Origin of the sequence: Polynucleobacter sp. SHI8, assembly GCF_027944005.1 — a bacterium.
In the GTDB taxonomy this organism is placed as follows: domain Bacteria; phylum Pseudomonadota; class Gammaproteobacteria; order Burkholderiales; family Burkholderiaceae; genus Polynucleobacter.
Map to the genome: position 1 here is coordinate 785,817 of NZ_AP027204.1, position 26,593 is coordinate 812,409.

Below are 26,593 nucleotides of genomic sequence, written 5' to 3' on the forward strand. Positions count from 1 at the left end.
AGAACAGTGTCTATCGAAACCGAACTCAAACTCAGCTTTAACGCAAAAGAATTACCCCTTCTTCTGGAACATCCTTTACTACAAACTACTGGAAAGAGGCAAAAGCTTTACAACATCTATTACGATACGAACGAGTTAACTTTAATGCGTCAGGGTATTGCAGTTAGGGAACGTAAGATTCTCAGAAAACTGTTGTTAACTTTAAAAATAAATCATACCAATACCGGCGGTCTATCACAGCGTTCAGAATGGGAGGCTCCAACTGTTCAAGGACAGTTCGATTTTCAGACTTTAGTGGATGATCCAGTCATTGCGCAAAAAATGACTTTATTATCGCCTCAGCTAATTCCTATTTTTACAACGGACTTTATAAGACGTTCTTGGGAAGTTTTGTTCCGTGGTGCCAAAATTGAAATTGCAGTTGATCAAGGAACGATTGTCACAAGGCGTGATGGTCAGCTATATGAAGAAGCAATCAGTGAAGTTGAACTTGAGCTTAAAGAGGGAAGTCCAGTTACGTTGTTTAGCTTGGCGAGAGTTTTAAGTCGTAGAGTTCGTTTGCACCCCAGTGATGATTCTAAAGCTGCTAGGGGTTATAAACTCTTTCAAGATATTCAGCCAAGTCCCCTCAAGCCACCTTCGCTTGAAATTAATCCCAAGTCATCGCCTCTAGAAACTTTTGAGCGCGTTTGTTTAGAGTGTTTGAGTCATCTGCAAATTAATGATGTAGGTATTGTTAGGGACGATGATGATGAATATATTCATCAAGCACGTGTAGCCATGCGTAGAATTCGTTCAGCGATTAAATTGTTCTCGCCAGTATTGCCAATGAGTTTTGTCAATCAATGGAATGGGGTTTGGCGAGATTTAGCCAACGAATTGGGTGATGCACGTAATTGGGATGTGTTTTGCAGTGAACTCTTGCCACATTTAAAAGAAGCCTTTCCAAATAATCAAGAGATTGAATCTTTAGAAAAATTTGCTTCCCAACAGCGCGCTAAAGCACATACATATGCTGTGGCCAGCTTTAGCAGTCGTGCTTATTCCGTTAAGTTAATTTCTTTTGCCGAAGCGGTCATGAGTTTGGATACCCATCCAGAAGTTAAGAATCGTCAAAAAATGATTTTAGAAAGTCAAAGTACAACCGAGCCAATTGTTGAAGAAGATACACAACAGTTTGCGACTCGACTTTTAAGGCGCAAGCATCGTCGTTTTATGAGGGAAGTATTAGTACCTAATCGTAATTTAGAGCAAAGTCATCAATTGCGCCTCGATCTGAAAAAACTACGTTATTCATTTGATTTTTTTATGGAGCTTTATCCAAGAAAAAGGATTTCACGTTACATGAAGTCCTTAGCTCGAGCTCAGGAATTGCTTGGGAAAATGAATGATCTAGCGACAGCAGAAGCGTTATTAGCCCAGCGTAATTTGGACCACGTGGATATCGCTCAGGCGTGGGTCATTGGCCGTCAAAGCGGTTATTTGTCTATGATGCCAAAAGTTCTTTCTGGCCTGACTGATTTAAAAGCCCCCTGGAAAGCCTAAAAGATATTTTTTTCTAGTAGTGGCACAATAAGCTAATCTATTGGGATTAGCTGATGAGCCTTCGGACATACTACATAAAATACTTACTGTTAGGGTTTTTGTTGAACTGCAGCATAACGCATGCTCAAACCATCTACGCTGATAGAGTAGGGCGTGGTTTTGAGATTATTTACAACAGGAACTTAGGAAATTGCGTCACCTGTCATCAAATTGATAAGTCTGCTTCAAATCCTGTAATTTCTCTTGAAAAGCAAGGCAATTTCGGTCCAGATTTAAGTAAAGTAGGTAGTAAATATAACCAAGCACTAATGACTCAGTGGGTGACTGATGCAAGAAAAATTCGTCCGCAGACATTCATGCCGCCTTATGGTAGTCTAGAGGATATTACAATACCGAATCAAGCAAATACACTCTTGACTCAAGAACAAATTGCTTTGGTTGTTGAGGCATTATTAACCCTAAAATGAACCCATGAAGTCAGTTCAATACCGCAAACGAACGATTCTAAAAGGGATTAGTTTATCTTTGACTGTTCCATATTTTGGCCTAGCTTTGGCAAGTGAGAGTGAGGCGCAATACGAGCAAAAAGAATTGGTAAAACGCTATCAAAAAAGTGATGGCATCAAAATAGATATGCCACCATTAGCGGATACTGGGAACTCAATTCCGATGGGGATTGTTTTTAAAGCCCCAGCCCCCCAAAAAATACAGTCATTTGAGATTGTTGCTCCAGAAAATCCCAATCCGATGGTCTTGAAAGTTTCCCTGCCGAAATCTCAAGTAAACTACCAATTTGCAACTCGGATTCGTTTAGCGCTCAGCCAAGATGTTTGGGTCATTGCAACTTTGGAAGATGGCTCGAAAATGGCTCAATCCTTGCATTGTGTTGTTACTTTAAATGCGTGTTTTGACGCAACCTAAATATGGCAACTCTCAATCAACATCCGATTCGTTTAAACATTATTGGTACTCCAATTGTTGGCCAAGTGGTCGAAATCAGAGTGTTAATTGCTCACCCGATGGAAACTGGTTACCGACTTGGTGGTGATGGGAATGAACGCATCCCCAAAAATATCATTGACAGTATTATCATTAAGTTCAATCAAGAACCCATCATGATTGCAAAACTCGGAACAGGGATTGCGGCAAATCCTTTAATGAGTGTCTTTATGGAAGTGCCAGCAAAAGGTGGCATGGTTTCTGTAGAGTGGTTGGATGATCAAGGCGCTCAGGGACGAGCTGAAAAAATGCTCGTAGTGGCATGAAGTTATTTGCAATCTTTGTCTCTTGTAGTTTTTTTTGTATTACTCTTCAATCTCAGGCACAACCATCCCGTCAATCTGGTAATACTTTTTTAAGCCCAGACATGCTGCGACAGCAACATGATGCAAGCTTAAGTCCCATTTCATTATGGTTAGATCAGGGGCAAGAGGTATGGAAATCGCAGTGTCAAGAGTGTCATCAGTCTGTATCTGAAACAGCAAAAGCTGTTGTACAGTTTCCTACTTGGAAAAGTTCCTCACCGACATCAGGTAAGCTTATTAACTTAGAAGACCAAATTGCAGAATGTTGGTCTAAAAAAAGTGATAAAGCCATATCGAGTGACGCGTCTGAAGTGTTAACGATGTCCGTATTTTTATCAGATGCTGCCAAGGGAATGTCAATCCAGGTGCGTGAACCACAAGACCCAATGATAAAAAAACATTGGCAAGAGCAAATGAATCTAGCCGCGCAGATTTATGTCCGTCGTCAGGGGCGCTTAAATTTATCTTGCACTCAGTGCCATGATCAACAGATTGGTAAAAATTTACGATCCGATGTAGTGAGTCCAGCCTTTTTAACGGGATTTCCTATCTACCGTTTTTCATGGCAAACGATGGGTAATCTAGATCGTCGTCTTCGGGCATGTTATTCAGGTGTTCAAGCGAGTGTTCCAGCAGCCCAAAGCCCTGAACTTCGCGCACTTGAACTCTTTTTGAAAAAACGTTCTGAAGGAATGCCGTGGGATGGACCATCACTCAGAAGATAGAAGATAAAAGGGCCACTATTTGTGACCCTTTATGCAGCAAAATCACTCAACTTAAGCCAAGGTTAAATTTTCTCTATAAAGAGGGAAGTTGCGCATTGGCTTGCCCAGCGCTGTAGAAATCGCATTGATAATTGCAGGTCCTACAACGCAAATCGTTGGCTCACCAACGCCACCCCAGAAGTCATATGTTGGAACTAAAACTGACTCTACATGCGGTGTTGAGGCAAGTTTTAACATCGGATAGGAGTCAAAATTGGTTTGCTTAATACGACCATTTTCTACCGTGATTTCTGGATTGAAAATAGAGCCTAAAGCCATTGGTACGGAACCTTCAATTTGTTCACGAACTAACCAAGGATTGACAACATGTCCGGAGTTTAACGCAAATACTAAACGATGAACTTTGACCATATTGCCCGTGACGGAAACTTCAGCTACGCAAGCAGAATAACTAGCGTATCCCATGAACTGAGCGATTCCGCGGTGCACTCCCGCTGGTAAAGTCGATCCCCAATTAGCTTTTTTTGCCGCAGCATTTAAAACTCCTAAATGTTTCGGAAACTTTTGCATCAGAGCTTGACGATAAGCTAAAGGATCTTTGTTTGCAGCTACCGCGCACTCATTCATGAAGCATTCCATAAAAATGCCGTTTTGATTGGTGTTCACGCCACGCCATGGACCAACAGGAACATGGGTGTTTTTCATCACGTATTCAGTGAGTAGTGAGGGAAATTGATAGCCAAGTTGTGCATCGCCTGCTTCAGCATAAAAGCCTTGCATCTGACGTACATCTTTATTATCTTTAATGGCCATTGGGCTGACAGTCGCATTAATCGATTGACCTGCGACCTTGATATGCATCCCAGTGATATTGCCACTTCCGTCAAGACCAGCAGACATTTTTGCCATCGCGATTGGATGGTAGTAATCATGCGTCATATCCTCTTCACGACTCCAGAGCATTTTGACAGGAACACCAGGAAACTGTTTAGCAATCGCAACCGCCTGACTAACATATTCTTGTGTACCGCCACGACGACCGAGACCAGTTCCAGGATCAAGTTTATAAATTTCACACTTCTCAAGTGGCAGACCTGCCGCTTCAGCTAAAGCCGCATGTGAAGCTTCACCGTTTTGTGTTGGAACCCATGCCTCAGCACGGTCGTTACCAATACGAACCGTTGCATTCATCGGTTCCATGCAAGCGTGTGAGCGGTATGGCGTGAAATAAACAGCCTCGACTTTTTTCGCGGCATTTTTAATGTCGGCTAATGCATCACCCTCTTTACGCTGCCAAAAATTACCTTCTTCTAGAAGACCATCTTTGAGCATTTTTTCAATATCGGATTGGGAAGTGTTGGCACCTTTGCCTTCATCCCAAACAATGGGCAACGACTCAAGAGCCGTTTTAGCGCGCCACCAAGTATCGGCCACGACAGCAACGGAAAAGTCGTTGACTTTAACAACTCCTTTGACCCCGCGTAAGTTTTTCACTTTCGCTTCATCATAGCTAACCAGCTTGCCACCAAAGACAGGGCAGGCCTTGACAGCAGCACAGAGCATGCCTGGTAATTGCAAATCGGCACCATAGATTTTAGTGCCATTAACTTTATTGGCAGTATCAAGACGTGCATAGGGTTGTCCTGCTACTTTCCAAGTTCTTGGATCTTTTAAGGTGATGGATTTTGGATCTGGGGGCGTTAGCTTAGATGCCGCTTCTGCAACACGACCATAGGTCGTTTTTTTACCAGATTTGGCATGCGTAATGACACCCTTATTGACGGTGAGCTCACTGACAGGAACATTGAGTTCATTAGCGGCTGCTTGCATCAGCATGATTTTTGCTGCCGCGGCACCACGACGAACATAATCTTCTGAGATTCTAATACCACGACTTCCCCCAGTGCTCATTTCGCCCCAGGCGCGCTTACGTGCGACGCTTTGACCCGGCGTAGGAGATTCTGTAATCACGTTTTTCCAATTGCAATCTAACTCTTCAGTGACCATTTGCGCCAAACCCGTTCGCGTTCCTTGACCCATCTCTGTTCGGGCTATACGAATCACTACTGTTTCATCCGGTTTGATATTGACCCAAGCATTAACCTCAGGATCACCCGCATTCATGATGGTGTTTGGGTTATAAGCTACAGTTTTCGCTTTCTGTGCCAAAGCAGTCAGTGGCATAGAACCTAAGCCAATCATCAGACCACCACCAGCAAGCGATGTGTCAATAATAAAACGGCGACGTGAAGTACTATTAATTGTATTTGTAGTCATATGTATCTCCTTAACCGCGTGTTTGGGGTGTTGCATCATATTGAGCGAGCACATCAGCTAATTTTTTCTTACCCGATGCCACATGGATTCCATCACGGATTTTTTGGTAAGTTCCACAACGGCAGATATTAGACATCGCATTATCGATATCAGCATCCGTTGGTTTAGGAATCCGCTTCAGAAGAGCTGCGGCAGCCATCACTTGACCGGATTGGCAATAGCCACATTGTGGAACATCTAAGGCGATCCATGCTTTTTGCACAGGATGAGTATTGTCAGGAGAGAGAGCTTCAATCGTAGTGATTTTCATGCTACCCACAGCAGAGACAGGAATGGAGCAGGAGCGCACAGGCTCGCCATTCATATAGACCGTACATGCGCCGCATTGAGCAATACCACAACCATATTTGGTGCCAGTTAAGCCGATGATTTCACGAATCGCCCACAGAAGGGGCATATTAGGTTCAATGTCGATATTGTGAACCTGGTTGTTAACAGTTAATTGCATCTTCATCTCCCTTGGTTTTTTTACTAAGAATCATTTTATGTTAGAAATTGTTTCACCACACAATTTATTACAAAAATTATTAGGTTCACAAACATTACCAAAAATGTTAAAGAGTGATGGGTATCCATCGAATCGTCGATTACAACAAAATATCAATATAACAAGCGAAAAGATGGTAAATCCATTATCGTTTTACGATGCGCTCACTGATTGATCATTTCCCGCCACTGGCTTTTGTCGATATTGAAACCACTGGGGGAAACCCTGATAGGGATCGCATTACGGAGATCGGTATTATTACCCATCACGAAGGCGAGTCCCATCAATGGGAACAGCTCATCAATCCAGGTACAGGAATACCTCAAAACATTCAACAATTAACTGGTATTACTCCTGCCATGGTAATTAGTAAGCCTAGTTTTGAAGATCTTAGTTCTGAAATATTGCTTGAGTTAAAAGATAAGATTTTTATTGCTCATAATGCGCGATTTGATTATGGATTTATTAAAGCCTCATTTGAGAGGATGGGTATAGATTTTCGAGCAAAAGTCATCTGTACCGTGAAATTATCCCGACTTCTTTTTCCGACTCAGGCAAGGCATAACTTAGACACCATCATTGCAACTCATGGGTTACACGTATCTAGTCGTCATCGGGCACTTGGGGATGCCGATGTTCTCCAGCAATTTTGGCAAACATGTCTTGCGCAATTTGGGGAAGATCGAATGCGTCAAGCGGTTCAAGAGTTGTTGCAAAGCCCATCTTTGCCACCAAACATTGATGCTAAATTAGTCGACGAGATTCCTGAAAAACCAGGCGTCTATATTTTTTATGCTGAAAATCGTAGGCCTTTATATATTGGTAAAAGTAACTCCATGAAAACTAGAGTCATGAGTCATTTTTCGAGTGCTTTAAAAGTACGAAAAGAAATGAAGTTGGCAATGCAAGTGAAAGACATTGATTGGATAGAAACTTCAGGTGAAATTGGTGCCTTATTGCTTGAATCACGATTAATCAAAGAGCAATTGCCTAGTATGAATGTGAAGTTACGTCGTTCAAGAGACTTATGTGCTTGGCAAATGAATCTCAATGAATATGGCGTATTAACTCCTGCATTAGTGCGACATCAAGATTTACAACCGGGTGTTCAAGAAAACTTATACGGACTTTTTTACAGCAGAAGAGAGGCATTACAAACTTTACAAAGTTTGGCGAAAAAGAATCAATTATGTGAGGGCTTGTTGGGGCTTGAAAAAATTGCACCTGGTAAGCCTTGTTTTGGTTATCAAGTCAAGCAATGTTCCGGCGCCTGTGTAGGCGAAGAAGCGTTGTCACAATATCACTTACGATTACAAACGGTACTATCAAAGTTTAAAGTGCAAGTTTGGCCCTATCGTGGACCCGTCGGTATTCAAGAGGGAGGCCAAATCCATGTTATTGATCATTGGTGTTATCTTGGTTCAGCCTTTAATGAAGACGAGGTGTATGAATTAATTCAAGGGGGTAAGCCTGAGTTTGATTTAGATATCTATAAGATGATCAAGAAATATCTGAAGACATTACCACCACAACGCGTGGTTCAACTACCATCGCGTCAACAACGTCTGAGCGTGGATGATTAGTTGAAACACATTCTCTATTCTTACCGAAGGTGCCCGTATGCGATGCGAGCAAGATGTGCGCTGATTTATGCCAAAATTGATGTGGAGATTCGGGAAATTGAATTACGCTCTAAACCTCAGAGTATGTTGACGATCTCACCGAAAGGCACCGTACCAGTTTTGTTGACAAAGAATCAATTGGTGATTGATCAAAGCATCGATGTGATGTATTGGGCTTTAGATCAGAATGATCCGCAACAGTGGTTGCCGGAAAAAGATTCATTTCAAAGACTGGAGATGGAGAGGTGGATAGAGGTCAATGATGGGTCATTTAAGCAACTATTAGACCAATATAAATATCCAGAAAGATTCCCAGAGCTTGTAAGAGCAGAGGTTTTAGATGCTGCGATGAACTTATATTTACTACCCCTTAATGAGATACTGGAAAACAAAACTTTTTTATTAGGTGACAAAATCAGTATGTTAGATATTGCTCTTTTTCCATTCGTTCGACAGTTTATGGCAAGTGATTCAAAAAAGTTTCATGAATTACCCCTAAAAAAGCTTGCTGAGTGGCTAAACTTCTTCATCCTGTCAGATTTGTTTCATCAGGTTATGGCAAAGTATCCAATATGGAGAGATGCTGAATAATGAACAACACTGAATTTATAACTTTACCTTTGTTTCCTTTAGGAAATACCCTTTATCCTTCTGGACTTTTAAGTCTCAAGATATTTGAAGTTAGATATTTAGACATGATTAAAACCTGTGTCAGAGAAAATACCCCCTTTGGAATTGTGACTCTTGACCAAGGGAATGAAGTCCGAACCCCGCATGAAAAAATCAGTTTTGCGAGGGTTGGAACTTTTGCTAATATTACGCATTTTGATGCTGTACAGCCTAGTCTCTATTTTATCCAGTGCCAAGGTGGTTCGCGTTTTACGATTCGTGGTTGTGAGCGGAAAAAGAATGGCTTGTGGGTTGCAGATGTTGAGACGATGGAAGATGATGAGGCAATGTCTATACCACCTGAGTTAAGAGTTGCTGCTGATACTTTACAAAAAGTAATTCAAGCGATGACTAAGCAAGGATTGACAGAGCAACAAATGCCATTTATGGCGCCCTATTTACTGAATGACTGTGGCTGGGTAGCCAATCGTTGGTGTGAGATATTACCCATGTCAGCAGGACAACGGGAGCATTTATTAGGTCTAGCAAATCCACGGTTGCGTTTAGATTTGGTAGTCGATATCTTAGAAGAAATCGGAATACAAAACATTCACAATCTTTCGTAATAATCATGTTTGGTAATTAAATTAAAGGAAAGACAAATGAGCAAAAAATACAATATCCTGTTTGTGTGTACTGGTAACTCTGCACGTTCACAGTTAGCTGAAGCTATTGCCAATACTCTAAGTCATGGACGTTTTATCGGGCACTCGGCAGGTACTGAGCACACTAAAGGTGAAGATGTTCATCCAATGGTTGTAGAGCTAGTCCATGATATGGGTTATTCAACGCAAAAGATGCGTAAAAAGGATTGGAACGAGTATATGGCTCCAGATGCCCCAGAAATGGACTTTGTCATTACTTTGTGTGATGACGCTGCAAAAGAATCAGCTCCTGAATGGAAGGGTGATCCTGTCTCTGCTCATTGGAGTTTTCCTGATCCAACTAAAGTCACTGGTACCGAAGAAGAAATTCGTGAAGCATTTGTAAGTGTTGAAATGGGTCTTCGTAGCCGTTTAGATCTTCTTTTAGATTTGCCGATGGAAGATTTAGATAAGATGGCGATCCATCACGAAGTGACTAAGATCGGTCAAAAAGCTTAATTTTTGATGAGTGTATAAGTCTCGTCGATCCGTTTGGCGAGACTGACATCTAATTGCGTTAAGCCTTTAGAGTCATGGGTTGATAAGCGAATTTCTACGCGATTCCAAACATTAAACCATTCTGGGTGATGGTTCATTTCTTCAGCAATATCACCTACCTTGGTCATAAAACTAAAAGCCTCTTTAAAGTCTTTAAATAAAAAGTTCTTGTGAATAGCATCAATACCATCAACAAATTCCCAACTGGGCATGGTGGTTTGAAGATTCTTGCGTTCTAGGGATGTCAAAAGTGTTCTCATATTTTTATTTTATACAGGAGTTCGAAATAATGCTTGGCGGGCATAATTCCCCTAAAAGTTTTGTGCGTAAATCAGGGGAGTTTGTTTTTTGATCAAACCAAATGCTAAAGAATATTTTTGAAAATTGTTGATCATTAATTTTTCCAGCCAATTTTCCATTATGGATAAATGTAGTCGATCCAGATGGTTGATAAATCGCAGTAATATGATGACCTTGATCTACATTGGGATAGATTTTTTCTAATTCGTTTTGCCATTTTGCAATTTCATTTTCTGATCCACCCAATCGAATCATTTGTTTTATCGTCGCTTTGACTAAATCTTCATTCGATACTTTACGAACGTAATCAAGTCGAAGTGCAAATCCCGCTTTTCCTAAATCATCTGTGCTGTAGAAGTATGCTTCATAGACCTTAAAACCCAAGTAGGTTAAAGGTCCGGTACCAACGAGTTTGGGATTGTTTAAATAGGGTTTAAGCTCTTGAAGTTCAAAGGATTGGCCCGCTGCAGAAACGGAGCTGCAAAATATGAATACAGTAAATAGCTTAGTTACTTGTACAGTTACTTGCTTAGTTAATGTATTTAAGAACTTCATTTATGAATTTTGGTATTCAATTTTGAGGCAATGATCCATCACAAAATCAAGACCTGCTTGAGCTGCTAAATCTTGTGCTTCTTCACTCACAATGCCGAGTTGTAACCATATGGATTTGGCGTTGATGGTCACTGCACTATGGGCAATTTCTGGGCAATCTTTGGCAGGGCGAAAAACATTGACCATATCTACTGGATGAGGAATTGCCTCTAAGGAAGGGTAGCATTTTTCACCCAAAATATTTACTTCATTAGGGTTCACAGGAACAATGGTGTATCCCCGCTGTTGCATATATTCAGAGACCCGAAAGGAAGCTTTCTCCGGATTATTGGATAAGCCTACTACGGCAATGACTTGGGTGTTTTCAAGAAGTGATTTAAATTGGCTCATTTATTATTTATAAAGGATTACATTGATAGCGTACACCTTTTATCATTAATATACCTAATTTTTGTTCAAATACAAATTCGGACCGATCAATGATAGGCGGGCACTCTTGATTGAAGTAGCTAACAGGCCCTAAGCTCCCACAGTAGCTATATTGGTTTTGATCGATCTTAAGATTGGAACCTTCAAGAATCATCGTAAAGTGTTTCTCTGTTGGAGAACTTGGTTGGCACTTCCACGTAACATAATCGCGACGATCACATCCCCAAAGGGTTATTAGTGCAATCACTAAACATGTAATTTTTATATAATTCATTAATATGATTAATTCTATGAGTGCCCATGTTCGATGGGTATTTAAAAAAAACTGCTCGTTTACGCCCAAGCAGGTGGGTTTATTTTATCTAGCTCAATCCAGCTTGTCTTTGATTGTCGCAGGCTTTTTTTTAAGTCAAGGTGTTTGGTTGGTATTACCCTTCACCATTTTAGAGTTGGTTGTTTTGGGCATCGCGTTATTAATCTATGCACGCCATGCAACCGATTACGAGTGCATTACCTTAAATACCGGTGAATTAGTGATTGAGACATCAAGTGCGGGGAGTGTAAAGAGACAAGTATTTAATCCCACATGGGTAAGGTTAGAGCGATTGTTAAGTCCTCGGAAATTAATTGCACTGGTGTATCAGGGACAGAATGTTGAAATTGGGCAATTTATGCATGTTTCATTGAGAAATGAGTTTTTACAAGAATTGCGTCAGGAATTAAAAAAATATGTCTAATGAACAATCCGACAATAGGATTCAGGATAAAAGTAAGTGGCTGCAATTTTCAGGCAGTAGCCTGAGTCGCTCGATATTGAAATTGCTAGGATGGCAAATACATTTCGACGGTTTACCCGGAAATCATGGCATTTTAATTGTGTATCCACATACATCGAATGTTGATTTTTTTATAGGGATTTTGACAAAGTGGGCAATAGGTATCCCAGTCAACTATTTGGCCAAAGACAGTTTATTTAAGATTCCGCTAGTCGGTTGGTGGTTAAAGCGTGTTGGCGGCATACCGGTAGTTCGGTCTAGTCCTCAGGGTTATGTGGAGGAGTTGGCTAATGAGATGCAATCAAAAGAGTATTTTTGGTTAGTGATCACACCCGAGGGTACTAGAAAAAAAACACCCGGTTGGAGAAGTGGGTTTTATCGTTTAGCCCTTTTGACAGGTTATCCCGTAGGTTTTGCCTATTTAGATTATGCTAAAAAAGAGGTGGGAGTAACTGAATTTGCTTATTTGCAGGGTGATGAGTCCCTTGATATGTCATTGATTCGACAGCATTATCAAGAAAAAGTAGGCAGATTTCCACAAAATATGGCTCCTGTAGAGTTTTGGAGTCCATCGGATCGTAAAAAGAATGTATAATTTATACTGTAGATATAAACAGTAAAAAAACAACAAAAATCTAAAAAATCACTTGAATACTGTGTATATATACAGTATATTGGTATCTCAATAAACGAAGGAGATACATCATGAAAACAATGACTTTTGGTTTGAAATCATTTTTAGTTTGGCTCATTTTTGATGAGAGCTTAGGTGAGTTTGGTCGCAAAGAGTGGATTTGCAAAGACAGTATTTAATTCTCGAGAAGGAGCATTGTTTGCGCAGCCTACTTGATGTAGAATAGTAATCTTTTCTATGGTGGCTGTAGCTCAGTCGGTAGAGTCCAGGATTGTGATTCCTGTTGTCGTGGGTTCGAGCCCCATCAGCCACCCCAATAATCAGTTCATCTTTTTAATTTGCAGTGAAGTTTAGTTTACCTTTGGGTAATAGTCCTTCTAGGTTCAGATTAAAAGTTTGGAATGCCTCATCAAATGATGGTGGGTTTGAACTGTAAACCATATCCCGTATAAAGTTTATATACATAGTTGAGATTATTGGATTTTCCTTGGCAAACAGCATCGCCTTACGAAGTTCACCCATTGGATCAACTAAAAATTCAGGATGCTGATTAGCAAAATCTTTTGCATCTTGATTTAATTTCCCAATGAAAATGTTTTGAAGTAGCTGGGTTTCATCCAAAACACCAGGGTGAGCTTTTATAATTTGGTGCGCATCAAATAAGTGTCGTACCAACGCTTTATCCAACTCTCGACTTGAATCAACAAGATGCATAGCTAATCTTCTTGGAAATGAGATAAGTTTTTCTATGAGACCTTCACGTAAATCAACGCATTTAGTTTGGAATGTGTATGGCTTGCCATCGGACAGTCCCGTAAGAAGAAGTCCAATTGTTTGATCTTGCGGAGCAAGGGCTAGAGTCGTGTAATTAAGCTCTAATTTCATATTAGAGCGCATCTCTTTAGCTTTGATGAAGTGTGTATCGTAATCGGCATCAAAGACAAGATACTTGTTTTCATCACTAGCCTGTTTGCTAATGTCTTGTTCATCAAAGCCTGCTTTAACAAGTGCTGAGATTACAGTTGGCTTTAATTTACTTAATGCATCTCGCAACTCTGATTTCGAGAGAACTGCACCTGGCTTGAGAATTACCTTGATGTCAACATCTTCAGAAATTCGATCTAAACCACCATATGCTTTAGAAAAGCAAGTACCTCCGCAAAAGACAAAATCAAATTGTGGGTGCTGAAGGCTAAATATTGCTTGAAGAGCATCGGTAACAATGTAATCTTTTTCTAGGGCGTATTCGGAAATGCTTAACCCTTCTTCAGCAATTAGATCGATTACTAGCAACCGTTGTCTTTCACTAATTTTTTTCATAGACTAGTTTTCTATTTCCTAAAGCAATTTTCCTGCTTACCCTAGATTTGCCAATATTCACTACGGGAACCATGGGTACTTGTGTACTTTCGCCTTGAAAGAGGGCTCGTAAGTCTTTACCTACGTCTGCCTTCACCCCCAATTTCTGCATCGTCTCAAGTCCTATATTGATGAGGCTTTCATCCGCAACTGGTTTACCAGAGATGGTAGAAGGGTGGGCTTTAACATATGTGCCATAGCCAAGGCGTATTAACTTGCCCTCATCGGATAGTTCTTTGACAACGCGACAGACCTGGCGATAAGTACCAAACCGATTGAAGTCATCCCGTAAAAAGACTTTACTCTTAGTGCCGCGCAGGCTTGCCAATATTCGGTCTTTGGTTGTTGCTTTAGCCATATGGAACTCCCTTATATTTCCAAGTTTATATTATATACAAAAATAAGACACTAATGTCTTATTTTTGTAAATTTTTTAAATAATAAAGTACATATAAAACAATAATTTATTAATAAAAAAGATTCTAAAACCTATGAGGTTGGTGGGGTTTAATAAGATACTTTATTTGTTCTGAATTAATTTAAAAAATCACGACAATTTTTAACCTGAAAATTTGAAGAGCTTATCCTTGGCAGTATGGGCAAAATTCACACATACTGAATTTCATTATGATTTTCTCGGTTTTGAAATACCTTTTAAATTTCGAAAAGTTTGGATAAAGCTATATTGCGTGCTATATAAATCAATGACTTAGGGTGTGACTATTTTCCAGAAAATTAACTGAAACCCTTTATAGTTATTGAAAAAATAGTCATGTTGGAATATAAAAGCCGTCAGGCTGGCGTGATATTTGAGGAAGTAAATGAAGCGTATTCAAGCCAAATCTGTTCGAGTTGCGGAGAAATCTCCGACAATAGTCCGAAAGGTAGAGCTGATTTGAATAAGAGAAGTTGGAAGTGTCATTGTGGATCTGTTCACGACAGGGATATCAATGGAGCTCTCAATATTCTTGCGTTCGGACATGAACGTCTAGCAGTAGAAGTCCCCGTCATTTAGGGCGGGGAGGATGTCAAAAAGCAATTATGCAGCTATCAAATATTGCACTTCAAGCCAATGGTTATAGGACTCTAACAAGTAAGCCAGGACATCATCAAATCATGATTCAGTCCCTGCCTCAAACGATTGGACTTGAAAATGATGTGATGATCTTACTTGATCAAATGCGTAAACAACGAAACGTGATTGATTATTCTGGAGACTTAGTTAGTACAAGTCTTGCAAATGAAGCTGTGCGACAAGCAGGCCTGCTGATTATTCGGATTGAAGATTGGCTAAGAAAAAATAAACCTGAACTTTTAGATTAAATTTTATCTATTGGATCTTTATGAATTGGATCCACCCAAAAGACATTTTCAGGATGTTCGACAGGTTCAATATCTAAGTTCATCACAATCGCTTCGTTATCGCTGCGAACGAGTACACATTCGAGAACCTCATCTTTACTCGCATTGATTTCTTGATGAGGTACAAAGGGTGGGACATAAATAAAGTCGCCTGGACCTGCTTCAGCAGTAAATTCTAGATGATCACCCCAGCGCATTCTGGCGCGACCTTTGACAATGTAGATCACACTTTCTAATTCACCATGATGATGGGCGCCAGTTTTAGCATTGGCGTGGATAGTAACGGTTCCTGCCCATAGTTTTTGTGCGCCCACTCTAGCTAAATTAATCGCTGCTGCGCGGTTCATGCCTTGAGTTTGGGCGGTATTCGTGTCTAACTGATTACCAGGTACTACGCGGACGCCATGATGCTTCCAATCGATATGAGAATGATCTTCTGACATGGCGGCTCCTAATTAAAAAAGTGATAAAAATATCTTTTTGGTTGGAACAGAAATCTTAGAAACGATAACCTGCACCAACTAAGAAAGTGTAACCTGAAGCGCCAACCGTGAGTGAAAGATTGGAGATGCCTGCAGGGCCAGAAACACTTGCTGTTTGATCTTGGAATTTGGTATATAAACCTTCAGCAAACACATAGAACTGATTTTCAAGGGCTTGTTTATAACCAAAACCAAGGCTATAGCCTGTCATGTTCGTGCTCGTAGCAGCAATATTGGCATCGCTATACACAACAGATGCGCCTGTGTAAGCAACTTTTCCGTATACTAACTGATTTGGAGAAATCTCATAGCCAGGCATCACAGAAAGGTTGTATGGGTTCTTCATTTGATAAGAACCTGTTACACCTAAACTAGGAAATTTTGCAAAACTAATATTAGTACTGGCAGAGCCTGAGGCAGTCGGCATATAGTCAACGCTCACACCAATGAGCCATTGTGGGGCAACACGAAAGTTGTAACCAGCACCAATGTTACCTGTGAGAACCGATAAGTTGTTTGCTGAAAAATTTTCAGGATTACTTGTTTGTGAACCAACTGTGACTGTTTCATTGAATTTAGAAGATACATTGGTATAGCCAACGGCACCTTGCACAAATGGACCTTCAAATTTTGATTGAGCACTTACGTGAGCAACGCCACCAACGGTCAGAGCAGCAACGAGTAATTTTTGCGTAAATTTCATTTTTTTCCTTATGTGATGTGGATGAGTTCGGGGAATATAAAATAAAGATCACATTTATAAAATATTAAGTTATTTATATGAATAGACTTATGTTTTCAATGAATGGTAATCGTTGTAAACATGATTGCGATTAATTGACATTTAATTTAGGTACATTGAGATAAAGACAAAGGATGGCCGGGTGACAACTAGTTTTGAAGCTATTATCAAGTTTTGGTTTGTTGAAATATCTCCAAAACAATGGTGGGAAAAATCAATTGAATTTGATCAGATGGTTTTGCATCGATTTGCTGAAATTCATCGAAAGGCAAATCAGTGCGAATTATTTGAATGGCGCAAAGAGCCGCTTGGGCGTCTTGCTGAAATTATTATTTTGGATCAGTTTTCGAGAAATATGTATCGGGATACCCCATCCTCGTTTGCGAGTGACCCTTTAGCACTTGCACTCACGCAAATGGCTCTAGAGCAACATGCAGAGGAGGGCCTTAGTCCTGATCAAAAAGGTCTTTTATTTATGCCCATGATGCATAGTGAATCTTTGTTAATTCATCAGTACTCACAGGCGTATTTTGCACAGGCAGGTTGTGAGTCCTATGCAAACTCTCAACAACGACATCAAAATATCATTGAAAGATTTGGTCGTTATCCGCATCGTAATAAGATTCTCGGGCGAGAGTCCACACCTACGGAACTTGAGTTTCTCAAGCAACCAGGCTCATCTTTTTAAGAGTGGTTTTTTTTGTCTGTTAATTCTTGAGCGACTTTAGTTTGTAACTCGACAGCCTCAGAACGACGTTTGGCTTTTTCAGATTTTCCATGTGCGCCAGCATTTTTATGGAGTTTAGCCATATTTTTTGCTACAGGATTTTTAATGACAGGCTTTTTCATCAGGAAATATTGATTTCATACTATATTTAACTAATATAGATACCCGATATTATTTCATGAAAATTTTGACCATAAAAGAAAAATGCCTTTTTTAACCTTAGATACTCCATTGGTATATTCATTAAAGCCGCGCATGATTACGCGAGATTTTACTGTCGAGATTGAACAGGAAAAACGTGTTGTGGCTGGAAAGGTGTGGCACTCCCAAGCGTCTTCAGGAATGCGCCCTTTGCTATTAATTGGGCATCAAGAGACAGAGCATAAAGATTCCAGTGAAATTCATGATTTCATTAAATTGATGTGTGGTAAATATGGTTTTGTTGTGGCTCTGATTGATGGACCGATTCATGGAGAGAGACGGTTTGGTACGACAGATGAAGATTTAATGGGTCAAGAATTTGATCAATTGTGGAAGGATGGGGACGAAAGTATTTCGCCGATGGTATTGGATTGGAAGTTGACCTTAGATGCTCTTTGTGAACTGAGTGAGGTTGATTCAAGGTGTATTGGTTATTTAGGTATATCGATGGGCACAGCTTATGGTATTGAAGTGGTCGCTACCGATTTAAGAATTAGTGCCGCAGTTTTTGGTCAGTGGGGGACCCATCGCAGTCATCAAGAAAGAATGCTCAAAGCGGCGAGAAGAATCAATTGCCCAATAGAGTTTTATGCTCATGAAAAAGATCGAAATCTGTCTTATCAACAAGAATTGTTTGATGCATTTCGTGCTGAGGAGAAACTATGGAACACATTTTCAAAATCCAAGCTGTACGACAACTCAAAGACGATTGATCAAATCGTCAATTTTTTTGTCGTGCAACTGTTGGACCGATATTTATATTAATTTTCTTGAGCGTTTACTCTGCTTGCGCTGGCGCAACTGCTGCACCTTGTATTTGATGCCTTTTTAATGCATCCGCAACAAATCCAGATGCTTTCATGCGCTCAACATAATTTTTTAAATAAGCCATTGTGGCATCACTGACATCCTTATTCGCACCCATGGATTGATTAATTTGCATAAAACGACCCGGTAATAATCTTAAATTGGGATATGTTTTTAAATCCATTTCTAATTGTTGTTTGACTCCAGCACCAACCTCATAGCCACCGCTTACAAAAAATTCAACCACTTTTGGTGAAGTAGGTGCATGCACAATTTGTGCATGTTTAATTTCGCGTGTGAGATAAAGATCGTAAGCGCTACCTTTGCCAACAACAATTCTGTTTTTTGCTTGATCAACTTCTTCATTTGCTTTGATCTCAGAGTTACTTGGTACTACATAAGCGCCTTCAATCACAACATAAGCATTCGTAAAGGTAATTTCTTTACCACGCACTGGGTCAATCGCAAAGAACCCAAAGTCAGCTTTTTTATTAGCAACTGCATCAACTGATTTTCCAGCAGAGTCAAAAACAACGAGTTCCAATTGAACGCCGAGTTCCTTCGCCAAGTTTTTAGCCAGATCAATCGAAACACCATAAGGTTCAGATTGTTCGGAATCTCTTTTGGCCAAGATCGGGTTGCCTACGTTAATAGATGCACGGATTTTTCCAGAAGGAGCAAGTTCTGATTGAATCGATTGTAGTGAGTTGGCTTGTGTCATAGTAGAAAAAAAATGAAGTGTGGTTGTGAGGGCAAGTATGATTAGTCTTTTCATAGTATCTTAATGTATTCTTTTGTTATTCGTCTCAAAAACTATTATATGGAACAAAAAGTCAGTATTACTCAAAAGGGTCCCAAATCGTTAGCTGAGCTCTATTGGGCAATGACTAAACTTGCATTGCAAGGCTTTGGAGGCGTTTTTCCAGTTGCCCAGCGGGTCCTTGTCGAAGAGCGTAAATGGTTTACCCCACAAGTATTTTTAGAAGAGTGGGCCGTCGCTCAAGTCCTTCCTGGGCCGAATATTGTTAATTTGTCAGTGATGTTCGGTGGTAGGTGGTTTGGTGCCATGGGCGCATTTGTGGCAGTAGCTGGTATTTTTTCAATGCCGGCTTTATTGCTGATTTTAGTGGCTATCTTTTTTGAACAGTTTCGTGAATATCCTGCGATCGCTGGTGCACTCCATGGCATGGGGGCAGTATCTGCAGGTTTAATTGGTGGAACTTCACTCAAAATGGCCGGGAGTTTAAAGACTCATCCATTGACTTTTTTAGGTGCGATTGCTTTTACAGTAGTGACGTTTGTTCTTTTGGCTGTGTTTAAGTTTCCTTTAATCCCTGTTCTATTATTGATGGGTACATCAAGTGTATTAATCACTTACTTGAAGATCAAACACTCCCATGTTGCAAAGGGTGGTGAATGAACATATCGTTAAGTGATTGGTTAACAGTTTTACTTCATTTTGCAACGATGTCATTTTTCGCGATTGGCGGGGCGATTGCGCTTATTCCTGAATTTCATCGTTTCTTTATTGATGAGCATGCATGGTTAACGGAGTCACAATTTTCATCTGGCATTGCCCTAGCACAAGCTTCTCCTGGGCCCAATGCTTTGATGTTAGCTATGATGGGGTGGAACTTTGGTATGAATGCTACTCCAGCCGGATATTCACATTATGTATTTGCCATCATGGGATTTGTGTCTTGTCTTTTATGTGCGCTGACACCCTCCTGTGTCTTAACCTTTACCGCGACAAGATGGGTACAGAACAATAACGAAAAAATGGGTGTGGTTGCATTTAAAAAAGGTTTGGCACCAGTCGTGATTGGTTCTATGTTGGTCTCAAGCTGGGTGATTGTGCGTGGCGATTTTGTGCTGGCCAATAACTGGCCGATATGGCTCATAGCGCTGACAACACTGTTACTTGTATGGGGTACTAAAATCCATATTTTGTGGCTATTGGCAGGTGGTGCCGTGATTGGTGCGAGTGGCTTATTGGGCTCTATTTAAGTGTTGAAATTTTTCAACACATCGTGCAAGACGCTCTGCAGAACAAGAAGTGAAGTCGAACCAAGCTACATTCTCTGGATCACTTGCAATACCCTCAGATACTGGCTCAAGTAAGTAAGCAAAGTCGATGTGAAGGTGTTCGGGTTCGTCCTTTTTTGGGTTAGCTGGAATGACATGAACATCAATATCAATTGGTAAATCAATCTTCCACAAAGATGATGGGATGGATTGCCAACCTGTCTCTTCAGCAACTTCTCGAATAGCCCCCTCCAGTGGAGATTCGCCAGGGTCGATATGCCCCCCTGGCTGAAACCATTCTTTAATATATCGATGATGAATTAAGAGCATCTTTTCATTCCGAATCAAAATACCGCTACCGGTGATATGACCAGGTAAAAGATGACGAGGAAATGGATCAGTAACTACCTCTAAAAAGCGTGTTTTCTCGAGAAGTTTTGGCGCTTCTATTGGAAAAGCCAAACAATATTCTTGAATGACACGCCACATATGCATTTACTTTTTCCGAGTTGAGCGAATGCCTGGACGAGGTGGTAAGCCAGTGTGTTGTGTCAACATACTTCCCTTAGATGGTCGACTGGAAGATCGTTTCTCATTTTCTGGGATAGTAAAGTCGCGGGGATTATTGACTGTTTTTGAACCAATTCGTGTCCGACTGGCAAGGTTTGCGCCTGCAACTGCCGTTGAATTTTTTCTACGCGCACTTTGATAAGTGCCATCTGTTTTTGGTTGATAGCTCGGAATCAATTGATGCTTACCATTACCAATTAAATCAGCACGCCCCATTTTTTTGAGAGCCTCACGCAGGAGTGGCCAGTTATTGGCATCATGGTAGCGTAAAAACGCTTTATGTAAACGACGCCTTTTTTCTCCGCGAACAATATCAACTGTTTCACTATCGCGAGTCACCTTACGCAGAGGATTTTTGTTGGTATGGTACATAGCAGTAGCAGTTGCCATTGGAGAAGGGTAGAAAGTTTGCACTTGATCTGCCCGAAAGCCATTGGACTTTAACCACATCGCAAGATGCATCATATCTTCATCGCTTGTGCCGGGATGGGCTGCAATAAAGTAGGGTATCAAAAATTGTTCTTTACCAGCTTCTTTAGAGAATTTATCAAAGAGCTCTTTAAATCGGTCATAGCTACCGATACCAGGTTTCATCATTTTATCGAGTGGGCCTGATTCAGTATGTTCGGGAGCAATCTTAAGATATCCCCCTACGTGATGCGTCACGAGTTCTTTGATATAGGCCGGGGCTTTAATTGCAAGGTCATAGCGTACACCTGAACTGATTAAGATTTTCTTGACACCTTTAATACCTCGCGCTCTGCGATATAACTGAATCAATGGTGTGTGATCGGTATTTAGATTTGGGCAAACATCAGGAAATACACAAGAAGGTTTACGGCAATGGGCTTCAATTTCAGGTGATTTACAGGCAATGCGATACATATTCGCTGTTGGACCACCAAGATCAGAAATCACACCCGTAAATCCTGGAACTTTGTCTCGTATGTCTTCAATCTCGCGGATGATGGAATCAGAAGATCTATTTTGGATGATGCGACCTTCATGTTCTGTAATTGAACAGAAGGTACAGCCGCCAAAGCATCCACGCATGATATTGACAGAAAAACGAATCATTTCCCAAGCGGGGATTTTCGCATCGCCATAGACGGGATGCGGAGCCCTAGCATAAGGTTGATCAAAGACAAAGTCCATTTCTTCAGTGGTCAGTGGGATGGGCGGTGGATTTAACCAAACATCTCTAATGGATGCACCTTCACCATGCTGCTGCACCAGTGCGCGAGCATTACCTGGGTTCGTCTCCAAATGCAAAACACGATTGGCATGTGCATAAAGAACGGCATCACGTTTAACTGCTTCATAACTAGGAAGTCGAATGACGGTGGTATCACGGTGTAACTTTTGTTTCTTAGGTATTTGAAACTGAATCGGTTGTTCAGTGACATTTTTTTGATCAGTGGAATCAGATTTAGCACAAGTTTCACCTTGAGCAGCTGCTTGTTCATCTGGCATTAAATAAGGATTAATTGGGGCATCAATCTTGCCAGGTTCATCCACTTCAGATGAATCAATTTCTAAAAAGTCTTTGGCAGAGGTGCGACGAATAAATGCCGTACCTCTTATATCGGTGATATCTTGAATCTTTTCCCCATGAGAAAGACGATGGGTGATTTCCACTAAAGCGCGTTCGGCATTGCCGAAGAGCAAAATATCTGCTTTTGCATCTACCAAGATAGATCTGCGAACCTTGTCTTGCCAATAATCGTAATGGGCGATTCTTCTTAAGGAAGCTTCAATACCACCCATAATGATGGGGGTTTGTGGGTAAGCTTCTTTACAACGTTGTGCGTATACTAAAGAACAGCGATCAGGGCGCTTACCACTCATGCCCCCAGCAGTATAAGCATCATCTTTACGAATTTTTCGATCAGCGGTATAACCATTAATCATGGAGTCCATGTTGCCAGCAGTCACACCAAAATACAAATTAGGTTCGCCTAGGATCTTGAATGGATCTGCAGACTGCCAATCAGGTTGTGAAATAATTCCTACCCGAAATCCTTGAGATTCAAGAAGTCTGCCAATAATCGCCATGCCGAAGCTTGGGTGATCTACATAAGCATCGCCTGTTACAAGAATGATGTCGCAACTATCCCAACCTAATGTATCCATTTCTTTTTTGGACATTGGCAAAAACGGGGCGCGCCCGTAACACTCAGCCCAAAATTTCGGATAAGAATTAAGATGGGGCGCAGAGGGAATCGAAAATAGTGTGCGCGGAGCGTTCATAGTGCGTTATTTTAAGCGATTCTAGGCTTTTATGCCTATCTAAATGATTTATCATGAAAAATCATGTAACCTTTTCATTTGAATAAGTTGATGATCCAAATCGATATGACGAGTTTTTTTACACAATTTCGTATTTACTTTGTATTAGTGCTTCTAACTCTTTCGGGTTGTGCAAGTCAACAAACCAAGGTAAACCAATCGCGACAGATATTTGCAATGGGTAATTTACCTGCAGCTTCTGCTGCAATTGAGCAGTCCATCCCATCAAAAAATAATGTCTATAACCTAGAACAGGGCAGCATTTTGCGTTTGATGGGCACCTATCGCCTGGCACAAAGTAATGCTGAATTTTTGGCAGCAGATAACCTCCTGCGTCAAAACGAGTTAACGCGCTCTACGATTAAATCCTCTTTGTCTAACGTTAGCGGTTATTTCCTGGCGGAGGGAATTGGGAAGGATTACATCATGAAGGGGTTCGAGGGGACGATGTTGGCTTACTCGATTGCATTGAATCATGTCTTACTAGGAGATTGGGATAACGCGCGTGTTGAAGTGATGAAAATGGTTAAACGTGAGCAAGATATTGCGAGCTTTAATGATGTGAAGTATCAAGCCCTTGCAGAGGCTAGGAACAAGGGAATTAATGGTATGCAGGGAACTGTCGATAATCGGATATTTCAAGGAAATCCGATGATTAATGGCTATCCGGTCAATTCGATTTCCGACCCACAAACCTTGAGTTTGAAAAACTCCTATCAAAGTGCCGCAGCACATTACTTAGCAGGTTTTATTTTTGAAAAATTACGCGAGCCTTCTTTAGCGGCACCAGGTTATCGTCAGGCTATTGAGTTACGTCCTGACCTGCCATTTTTGCAAGAAGGATTAAAAAACCTGGACGCAAATATCAATAAGCCTATCAACACAACACCCAATGGCACAACGGATACCTTATTTATTGTGGAGACGGGGTTTTTACCTTTTATCGATAACTTTAAATCGAGTATTCCGATTCCGATTGGAGGTCAAATTCGTTTTGCTACGGTATCTTATCCCTACATCGCTCCAAATACCGAGTTATATAACCCTGGGCAAGTTGCCATTCGGGGTCAATTGGTTAATTTGAGTATGGTCACTAGTGTTGACAGTATGGCGAGGCGTGATCTACGAGATGAAATGCCTGGTTATATGATTCGTGGCGCTAGTCGAGCAGTGGCACAAGTATTGGCTCAAGTAGGCACTCAGCGCGCTGTTCAGGGAAATAATCCTAACAATTCCAATCAAGCTACTTTGGGGGCGATTGCAGGTCTGATTACTGGACTAACGATGGCTGAGATTAGTTCGGCAGATGTTCGGCATTGGTCTAATTTGCCAGCAAACGTATTTTTAGCTAGGGCACAAATCCCTAATGGTACTCAAGATTTACTCATTCGTGTTCCTGGCGGGGCAATGGTCGGACGACAAATTAGCTTTCAGGGTGATAAAAACATTGTTTATATACGTGTTTTTCGAGATCGAGCAAGTATCATGTCGAGTAATGATATTCAGGCTGGTTATGGAGCAATTGGACAACCGATCTCTTTTGTCCTTAAAAACCCTGCGGCACCTATAATTCCACCAGGAAGTCAACCAATGTTAGAGATTAAACGTTGATATGTTAGATTTGTTAAATATTAATTTGAATTATTTGAAAGTGGTGCTTGTATGAAAATAGGCAAACTTATAAATTTGGCTACATTATTTGCGGTAGTGTTTCTTGCGTCGTGTTCCTCTTATATTGATAAGCATTCTGTCAGAATGGGTAAGACGGGAGATATCAAGATTCAGGATATGAAGAGTTTTGATCGTAATGGCCTTTTGGTTGCTCAGGCAACGCTTAAAAATAATGGCAATTCAAAACCTGTTCAGTATCGCTTCCAATGGTTTGGAGATAAAGGTGAAAGAGTTTGGGGTGATGAAGCATGGAAGCCATTGGTTATTCCGGAAGGGCGAACAGCAATGATTGAGGGTGTGGCGCCGAATTTGGAAGCTTCTGAATATAAAATTGAATTAGATTCGTATTAATCAAGATTGAGGACATTATGCAAACACGTTACGTAAAGCTTGGATTGATTGGCGCAACTAGTTTAGTTTTAGTTGCTTGCTCTTCACCTCCAAAAGTATCTTATGTAGATCCTAATAAGATTGAGACTATCTCTGCCGAATATGGTGTGAATGATTTGCAGGTGTTGGCGGAATCGATGACAAGATCGTTGTTGCAAACACGTGTGATTATGAATTCACCGACACCACCGATCATTACAGTGGCGCCAGTAAAAAACAAAACAAATGAGTATATCGATACTAATTTGATAACGAATAAGATTGAAACCCAACTGCTCAAAAGTGGACAGGTCCGTTTTGCTGTAAAGGCGACAGATATGTCGAATCAAACTGGCGAGTTAACGCGTCAAAATTCTGGCATGTACAAAAAAGAGACAGCAGCTAAGATTGGCAATATGGATGGGGCGCAGTACCGTATTGAAGGTGATATAAGCTCCATTATTAAGGCTGATAAAAATATTAAGGATGTTTACTATGTTTTGACTCTACGCTTGATTAATAATGAATCAGGAACGTATGAGTGGCAAGACGAGAAAGAAATCAGAAAGCAGCAACGCCGTTAACAATTTCAAATTGTCATTTATTTGTCAATAAGAATTAACAAACCCCCAATACACTGATCTTATTTATATTGGAGGTTTTCATGAAATCAAGCAAGTTAGCACTTATCGTATCTTTAGTTGTATTTGGTTCCACTGCTTTTGCACAGTCTGCACCAAGCAAAGTGGTTACTGTGAACGAAGGTAATCCAGTTGTTCGTACACAAGACAATTACAACATTCCAAAGACAACACCACGTATTATTAACACTTTAGCTGTTCCACAAATTGGTTATATAACTGGTGCTGCATCAGATGTTAAAGGTGTTAGCGTTGCAGATTTAAATTCAGTGACAGCAGGTGTACGAGATGTTTTGGCCAAGAATGGTTACTCTGTTCTTGAAACAAAATCAATGGACAAAAAAGTTGTTGATGCATCTACTCCTGAAGCACGTGTTCAAGACGCGGTTTCCAATATGAGTGGTAATTTTGCAAATGCTGCTTTTGTTTTGGTTGGTACGGTTATGAAGGTTTCTTCAGTAAACTCAGATAATTATGTTTATGGCGATGACCAGAAGTTAATCAACAAAGGTTATACATCGACAGTTAAGTTTGATGTGATTGATTATGATACGAAAAAAGTTGTTACTTCATTTAATGCGCGTGGCACAGGAATGGATACTGCAACTGCCAAAGGTTTCAACCGTAATCAAGTTCTCAAGTCAGCAACTGATTCATTAGGTAATGATGTTGTGAAGCAATTAAAAAATGCTGGCATCAATCCTAACAATTCAGATCTGAAAGTAATGGGTAAAGATGCTCCGGCACCAAAGACATTTGTTGAGCCAGTGAAGAAGTAAGAATCTTATATAAAAAAAGCCAGACGCTTTGTCTGGCTTTTTTA

35 protein-coding genes and 1 tRNA gene are annotated in these 26,593 nt (G+C 40.6%); 23 read left to right on the forward strand and 13 right to left on the reverse strand.

Annotation, left to right across the window (positions count from 1 at the left end):
- Positions 1-6 precede the first annotated feature (6 nt).
- The 5 genes from QMN06_RS04025 to soxA all read left to right on the forward strand — a co-directional run bounded on the left by QMN06_RS04025 (position 7) and on the right by soxA (position 3,574).
- A complete protein-coding gene (locus QMN06_RS04025) occupies positions 7-1,545 on the forward strand; it encodes a CYTH and CHAD domain-containing protein (protein ID WP_281971250.1) in 1,539 nt (512 codons plus the stop codon).
- 101 nt (positions 1,546-1,646) lie between these two features.
- The gene (gene soxX / locus QMN06_RS04030; protein ID WP_281971251.1) at positions 1,647-2,012 is read left to right on the forward strand and encodes a sulfur oxidation c-type cytochrome SoxX; all 366 of its coding nucleotides are present in this window, start codon (positions 1,647-1,649) and stop codon (positions 2,010-2,012) included.
- Between the two features lie 4 nt (positions 2,013-2,016).
- Complete coding sequence (locus QMN06_RS04035) at positions 2,017-2,466, forward strand: thiosulfate oxidation carrier protein SoxY (protein ID WP_281971252.1); 450 nt, start codon at positions 2,017-2,019, stop codon at positions 2,464-2,466.
- Positions 2,467-2,468: 2 nt separating this feature from the next.
- A complete protein-coding gene (gene soxZ, locus QMN06_RS04040; RefSeq protein WP_281971253.1) occupies positions 2,469-2,810 on the forward strand; it encodes a thiosulfate oxidation carrier complex protein SoxZ in 342 nt (113 codons plus the stop codon).
- Positions 2,807-3,574 (forward strand): sulfur oxidation c-type cytochrome SoxA, encoded by a 768-nt coding sequence (gene soxA, locus QMN06_RS04045; RefSeq protein WP_281971254.1) that lies wholly within the window; start codon positions 2,807-2,809, stop codon positions 3,572-3,574. The genes soxZ and soxA overlap by 4 nt, the downstream gene beginning before the upstream one ends.
- A gap of 51 nt (positions 3,575-3,625) precedes the next feature.
- On the opposite strand, the gene QMN06_RS04050 is transcribed toward soxA, so the two are convergent.
- Entirely contained in the window at positions 3,626-5,851 is a 2,226-nt protein-coding gene (locus tag QMN06_RS04050) for a molybdopterin cofactor-binding domain-containing protein (RefSeq protein WP_281971255.1), read from the reverse strand.
- A 10-nt stretch (positions 5,852-5,861) separates the two neighbouring features.
- Positions 5,862-6,359, reverse strand: coding sequence for a (2Fe-2S)-binding protein (locus QMN06_RS04055; protein WP_281971256.1), 498 nt, complete (start codon positions 6,357-6,359; stop codon positions 5,862-5,864).
- Positions 6,360-6,396: 37 nt separating this feature from the next.
- Between QMN06_RS04055 and QMN06_RS04060 the strand changes: the two genes are divergently transcribed.
- The 5 genes from QMN06_RS04060 to QMN06_RS04080 are packed head-to-tail and all read left to right on the forward strand — an operon-like array spanning position 6,397 to position 9,792.
- On the forward strand, positions 6,397-6,573 hold the full coding sequence (locus QMN06_RS04060; RefSeq protein WP_281971257.1) for a hypothetical protein: 177 nt from the start codon (positions 6,397-6,399) through the stop codon (positions 6,571-6,573).
- On the forward strand, positions 6,557-7,981 hold the full coding sequence (locus QMN06_RS04065) for an exonuclease domain-containing protein (RefSeq protein ID WP_281971258.1): 1,425 nt from the start codon (positions 6,557-6,559) through the stop codon (positions 7,979-7,981). Before QMN06_RS04060 ends, QMN06_RS04065 begins: the two co-directional genes overlap by 17 nt.
- Positions 7,982-8,611 carry a glutathione S-transferase N-terminal domain-containing protein gene (locus QMN06_RS04070; RefSeq protein WP_281971259.1) on the forward strand — a complete coding sequence of 210 codons (630 nt, stop codon included), beginning with the start codon at positions 7,982-7,984 and terminating at the stop codon, positions 8,609-8,611. It abuts the gene before it with no gap.
- Complete coding sequence (locus QMN06_RS04075; protein WP_281971261.1) at positions 8,611-9,255, forward strand: LON peptidase substrate-binding domain-containing protein; 645 nt, start codon at positions 8,611-8,613, stop codon at positions 9,253-9,255. The genes QMN06_RS04070 and QMN06_RS04075 overlap by 1 nt, the downstream gene beginning before the upstream one ends.
- A 36-nt stretch (positions 9,256-9,291) precedes the next feature.
- On the forward strand, positions 9,292-9,792 hold the full coding sequence (locus QMN06_RS04080; protein ID WP_281971262.1) for an arsenate reductase ArsC: 501 nt from the start codon (positions 9,292-9,294) through the stop codon (positions 9,790-9,792).
- Here the strand turns inward: QMN06_RS04080 and QMN06_RS04085 are convergent.
- From QMN06_RS04085 to QMN06_RS04095, 3 genes are read right to left on the reverse strand one after another with little or no spacing between them, the layout of a single operon-like run.
- Entirely contained in the window at positions 9,789-10,091 is a 303-nt protein-coding gene (locus QMN06_RS04085) for a 4a-hydroxytetrahydrobiopterin dehydratase (RefSeq protein WP_281971263.1), read from the reverse strand. The genes QMN06_RS04080 and QMN06_RS04085 overlap by 4 nt on opposite strands.
- Before the next feature lie 4 nt (positions 10,092-10,095).
- Positions 10,096-10,686, reverse strand: a complete 591-nt coding sequence (locus tag QMN06_RS04090) for a chalcone isomerase family protein (protein WP_281971264.1) — start codon at positions 10,684-10,686, stop codon at positions 10,096-10,098.
- On the reverse strand, positions 10,687-11,076 hold the full coding sequence (locus QMN06_RS04095) for a CoA-binding protein (RefSeq protein ID WP_281971265.1): 390 nt from the start codon (positions 11,074-11,076) through the stop codon (positions 10,687-10,689).
- A 329-nt stretch (positions 11,077-11,405) separates the two neighbouring features.
- Between QMN06_RS04095 and QMN06_RS04100 the strand changes: the two genes are divergently transcribed.
- The 3 genes from QMN06_RS04100 to QMN06_RS04110 all read left to right on the forward strand — a co-directional run bounded on the left by QMN06_RS04100 (position 11,406) and on the right by QMN06_RS04110 (position 12,841).
- Positions 11,406-11,852 carry a DUF2244 domain-containing protein gene (locus QMN06_RS04100; RefSeq protein ID WP_281971266.1) on the forward strand — a complete coding sequence of 149 codons (447 nt, stop codon included), beginning with the start codon at positions 11,406-11,408 and terminating at the stop codon, positions 11,850-11,852.
- Entirely contained in the window at positions 11,845-12,486 is a 642-nt protein-coding gene (locus QMN06_RS04105) for a 1-acyl-sn-glycerol-3-phosphate acyltransferase (protein ID WP_281971267.1), read from the forward strand. The genes QMN06_RS04100 and QMN06_RS04105 overlap by 8 nt, the downstream gene beginning before the upstream one ends.
- A gap of 279 nt (positions 12,487-12,765) precedes the next feature.
- Positions 12,766-12,841: transfer RNA gene (locus tag QMN06_RS04110), tRNA-His, on the forward strand.
- Between the two features lie 17 nt (positions 12,842-12,858).
- On the opposite strand, the gene QMN06_RS04115 is transcribed toward QMN06_RS04110, so the two are convergent.
- Both QMN06_RS04115 and QMN06_RS04120 read right to left on the reverse strand, forming a co-directional pair.
- Complete coding sequence (locus QMN06_RS04115; RefSeq protein ID WP_281971268.1) at positions 12,859-13,845, reverse strand: nucleotidyl transferase AbiEii/AbiGii toxin family protein; 987 nt, start codon at positions 13,843-13,845, stop codon at positions 12,859-12,861.
- Positions 13,832-14,242 carry a DUF6088 family protein gene (locus tag QMN06_RS04120; protein ID WP_281971269.1) on the reverse strand — a complete coding sequence of 137 codons (411 nt, stop codon included), beginning with the start codon at positions 14,240-14,242 and terminating at the stop codon, positions 13,832-13,834. Before QMN06_RS04120 ends, QMN06_RS04115 begins: the two co-directional genes overlap by 14 nt.
- A 414-nt stretch (positions 14,243-14,656) precedes the next feature.
- Here QMN06_RS04120 and QMN06_RS04125 point away from each other — a divergent pair, with 414 nt between their 5' ends.
- Together QMN06_RS04125 and QMN06_RS04130 are read left to right on the forward strand one after the other, a co-directional pair.
- Positions 14,657-14,899, forward strand: a complete 243-nt coding sequence (locus tag QMN06_RS04125) for a transposase (RefSeq protein ID WP_281971270.1) — start codon at positions 14,657-14,659, stop codon at positions 14,897-14,899.
- Positions 14,900-14,925: 26 nt separating this feature from the next.
- Entirely contained in the window at positions 14,926-15,207 is a 282-nt protein-coding gene (locus QMN06_RS04130; RefSeq protein WP_281971271.1) for a hypothetical protein, read from the forward strand.
- Here QMN06_RS04130 and QMN06_RS04135 read toward each other — a convergent pair.
- Both QMN06_RS04135 and QMN06_RS04140 read right to left on the reverse strand, forming a co-directional pair.
- Positions 15,204-15,689 carry a cupin domain-containing protein gene (locus tag QMN06_RS04135; RefSeq protein WP_281971272.1) on the reverse strand — a complete coding sequence of 162 codons (486 nt, stop codon included), beginning with the start codon at positions 15,687-15,689 and terminating at the stop codon, positions 15,204-15,206. The genes QMN06_RS04130 and QMN06_RS04135 overlap by 4 nt on opposite strands.
- A gap of 55 nt (positions 15,690-15,744) precedes the next feature.
- Entirely contained in the window at positions 15,745-16,431 is a 687-nt protein-coding gene (locus QMN06_RS04140; protein ID WP_281971273.1) for an outer membrane beta-barrel protein, read from the reverse strand.
- A gap of 181 nt (positions 16,432-16,612) precedes the next feature.
- Between QMN06_RS04140 and QMN06_RS04145 the strand changes: the two genes are divergently transcribed.
- Entirely contained in the window at positions 16,613-17,158 is a 546-nt protein-coding gene (locus QMN06_RS04145) for a DUF924 family protein (protein ID WP_281971274.1), read from the forward strand.
- Here QMN06_RS04145 and QMN06_RS04150 read toward each other — a convergent pair.
- Positions 17,155-17,319 (reverse strand): hypothetical protein, encoded by a 165-nt coding sequence (locus QMN06_RS04150; RefSeq protein WP_281971275.1) that lies wholly within the window; start codon positions 17,317-17,319, stop codon positions 17,155-17,157. The genes QMN06_RS04145 and QMN06_RS04150 overlap by 4 nt on opposite strands.
- An 82-nt stretch (positions 17,320-17,401) precedes the next feature.
- Here QMN06_RS04150 and QMN06_RS04155 point away from each other — a divergent pair, with 82 nt between their 5' ends.
- Positions 17,402-18,163 carry a hypothetical protein gene (locus QMN06_RS04155; protein WP_281971276.1) on the forward strand — a complete coding sequence of 254 codons (762 nt, stop codon included), beginning with the start codon at positions 17,402-17,404 and terminating at the stop codon, positions 18,161-18,163.
- 13 nt (positions 18,164-18,176) lie between these two features.
- Here QMN06_RS04155 and QMN06_RS04160 read toward each other — a convergent pair whose 3' ends face one another.
- Entirely contained in the window at positions 18,177-18,926 is a 750-nt protein-coding gene (locus QMN06_RS04160; protein ID WP_281971720.1) for an ABC transporter substrate-binding protein, read from the reverse strand.
- A gap of 99 nt (positions 18,927-19,025) precedes the next feature.
- On the opposite strand from QMN06_RS04160, the gene QMN06_RS04165 reads away from it, so the two are divergent.
- Together QMN06_RS04165 and QMN06_RS04170 are read left to right on the forward strand one after the other, a co-directional pair.
- On the forward strand, positions 19,026-19,625 hold the full coding sequence (locus tag QMN06_RS04165; RefSeq protein WP_281971277.1) for a chromate transporter: 600 nt from the start codon (positions 19,026-19,028) through the stop codon (positions 19,623-19,625).
- Positions 19,622-20,212 carry a chromate transporter gene (locus QMN06_RS04170; RefSeq protein WP_281971278.1) on the forward strand — a complete coding sequence of 197 codons (591 nt, stop codon included), beginning with the start codon at positions 19,622-19,624 and terminating at the stop codon, positions 20,210-20,212. Before QMN06_RS04165 ends, QMN06_RS04170 begins: the two co-directional genes overlap by 4 nt.
- Here the strand turns inward: QMN06_RS04170 and QMN06_RS04175 are convergent.
- Both QMN06_RS04175 and QMN06_RS04180 read right to left on the reverse strand, forming a co-directional pair.
- Complete coding sequence (locus QMN06_RS04175; protein WP_281971279.1) at positions 20,195-20,725, reverse strand: NUDIX domain-containing protein; 531 nt, start codon at positions 20,723-20,725, stop codon at positions 20,195-20,197. The genes QMN06_RS04170 and QMN06_RS04175 overlap by 18 nt on opposite strands.
- On the reverse strand, positions 20,726-23,050 hold the full coding sequence (locus QMN06_RS04180; protein WP_281971280.1) for a YgiQ family radical SAM protein: 2,325 nt from the start codon (positions 23,048-23,050) through the stop codon (positions 20,726-20,728).
- 90 nt (positions 23,051-23,140) lie between these two features.
- Here QMN06_RS04180 and QMN06_RS04185 point away from each other — a divergent pair, with 90 nt between their 5' ends.
- From QMN06_RS04185 to QMN06_RS04200, 4 genes are all read left to right on the forward strand, one after another.
- Positions 23,141-24,700 carry a hypothetical protein gene (locus tag QMN06_RS04185; protein ID WP_281971281.1) on the forward strand — a complete coding sequence of 520 codons (1,560 nt, stop codon included), beginning with the start codon at positions 23,141-23,143 and terminating at the stop codon, positions 24,698-24,700.
- A gap of 51 nt (positions 24,701-24,751) precedes the next feature.
- A complete protein-coding gene (locus QMN06_RS04190) occupies positions 24,752-25,111 on the forward strand; it encodes a YcfL family protein (RefSeq protein WP_281971282.1) in 360 nt (119 codons plus the stop codon).
- Positions 25,112-25,128: 17 nt separating this feature from the next.
- Positions 25,129-25,713, forward strand: coding sequence for a penicillin-binding protein activator LpoB (gene lpoB, locus QMN06_RS04195; protein WP_281971283.1), 585 nt, complete (start codon positions 25,129-25,131; stop codon positions 25,711-25,713).
- A gap of 80 nt (positions 25,714-25,793) precedes the next feature.
- Positions 25,794-26,549 (forward strand): hypothetical protein, encoded by a 756-nt coding sequence (locus tag QMN06_RS04200; protein ID WP_281971284.1) that lies wholly within the window; start codon positions 25,794-25,796, stop codon positions 26,547-26,549.
- Positions 26,550-26,593 lie beyond the last annotated feature (44 nt).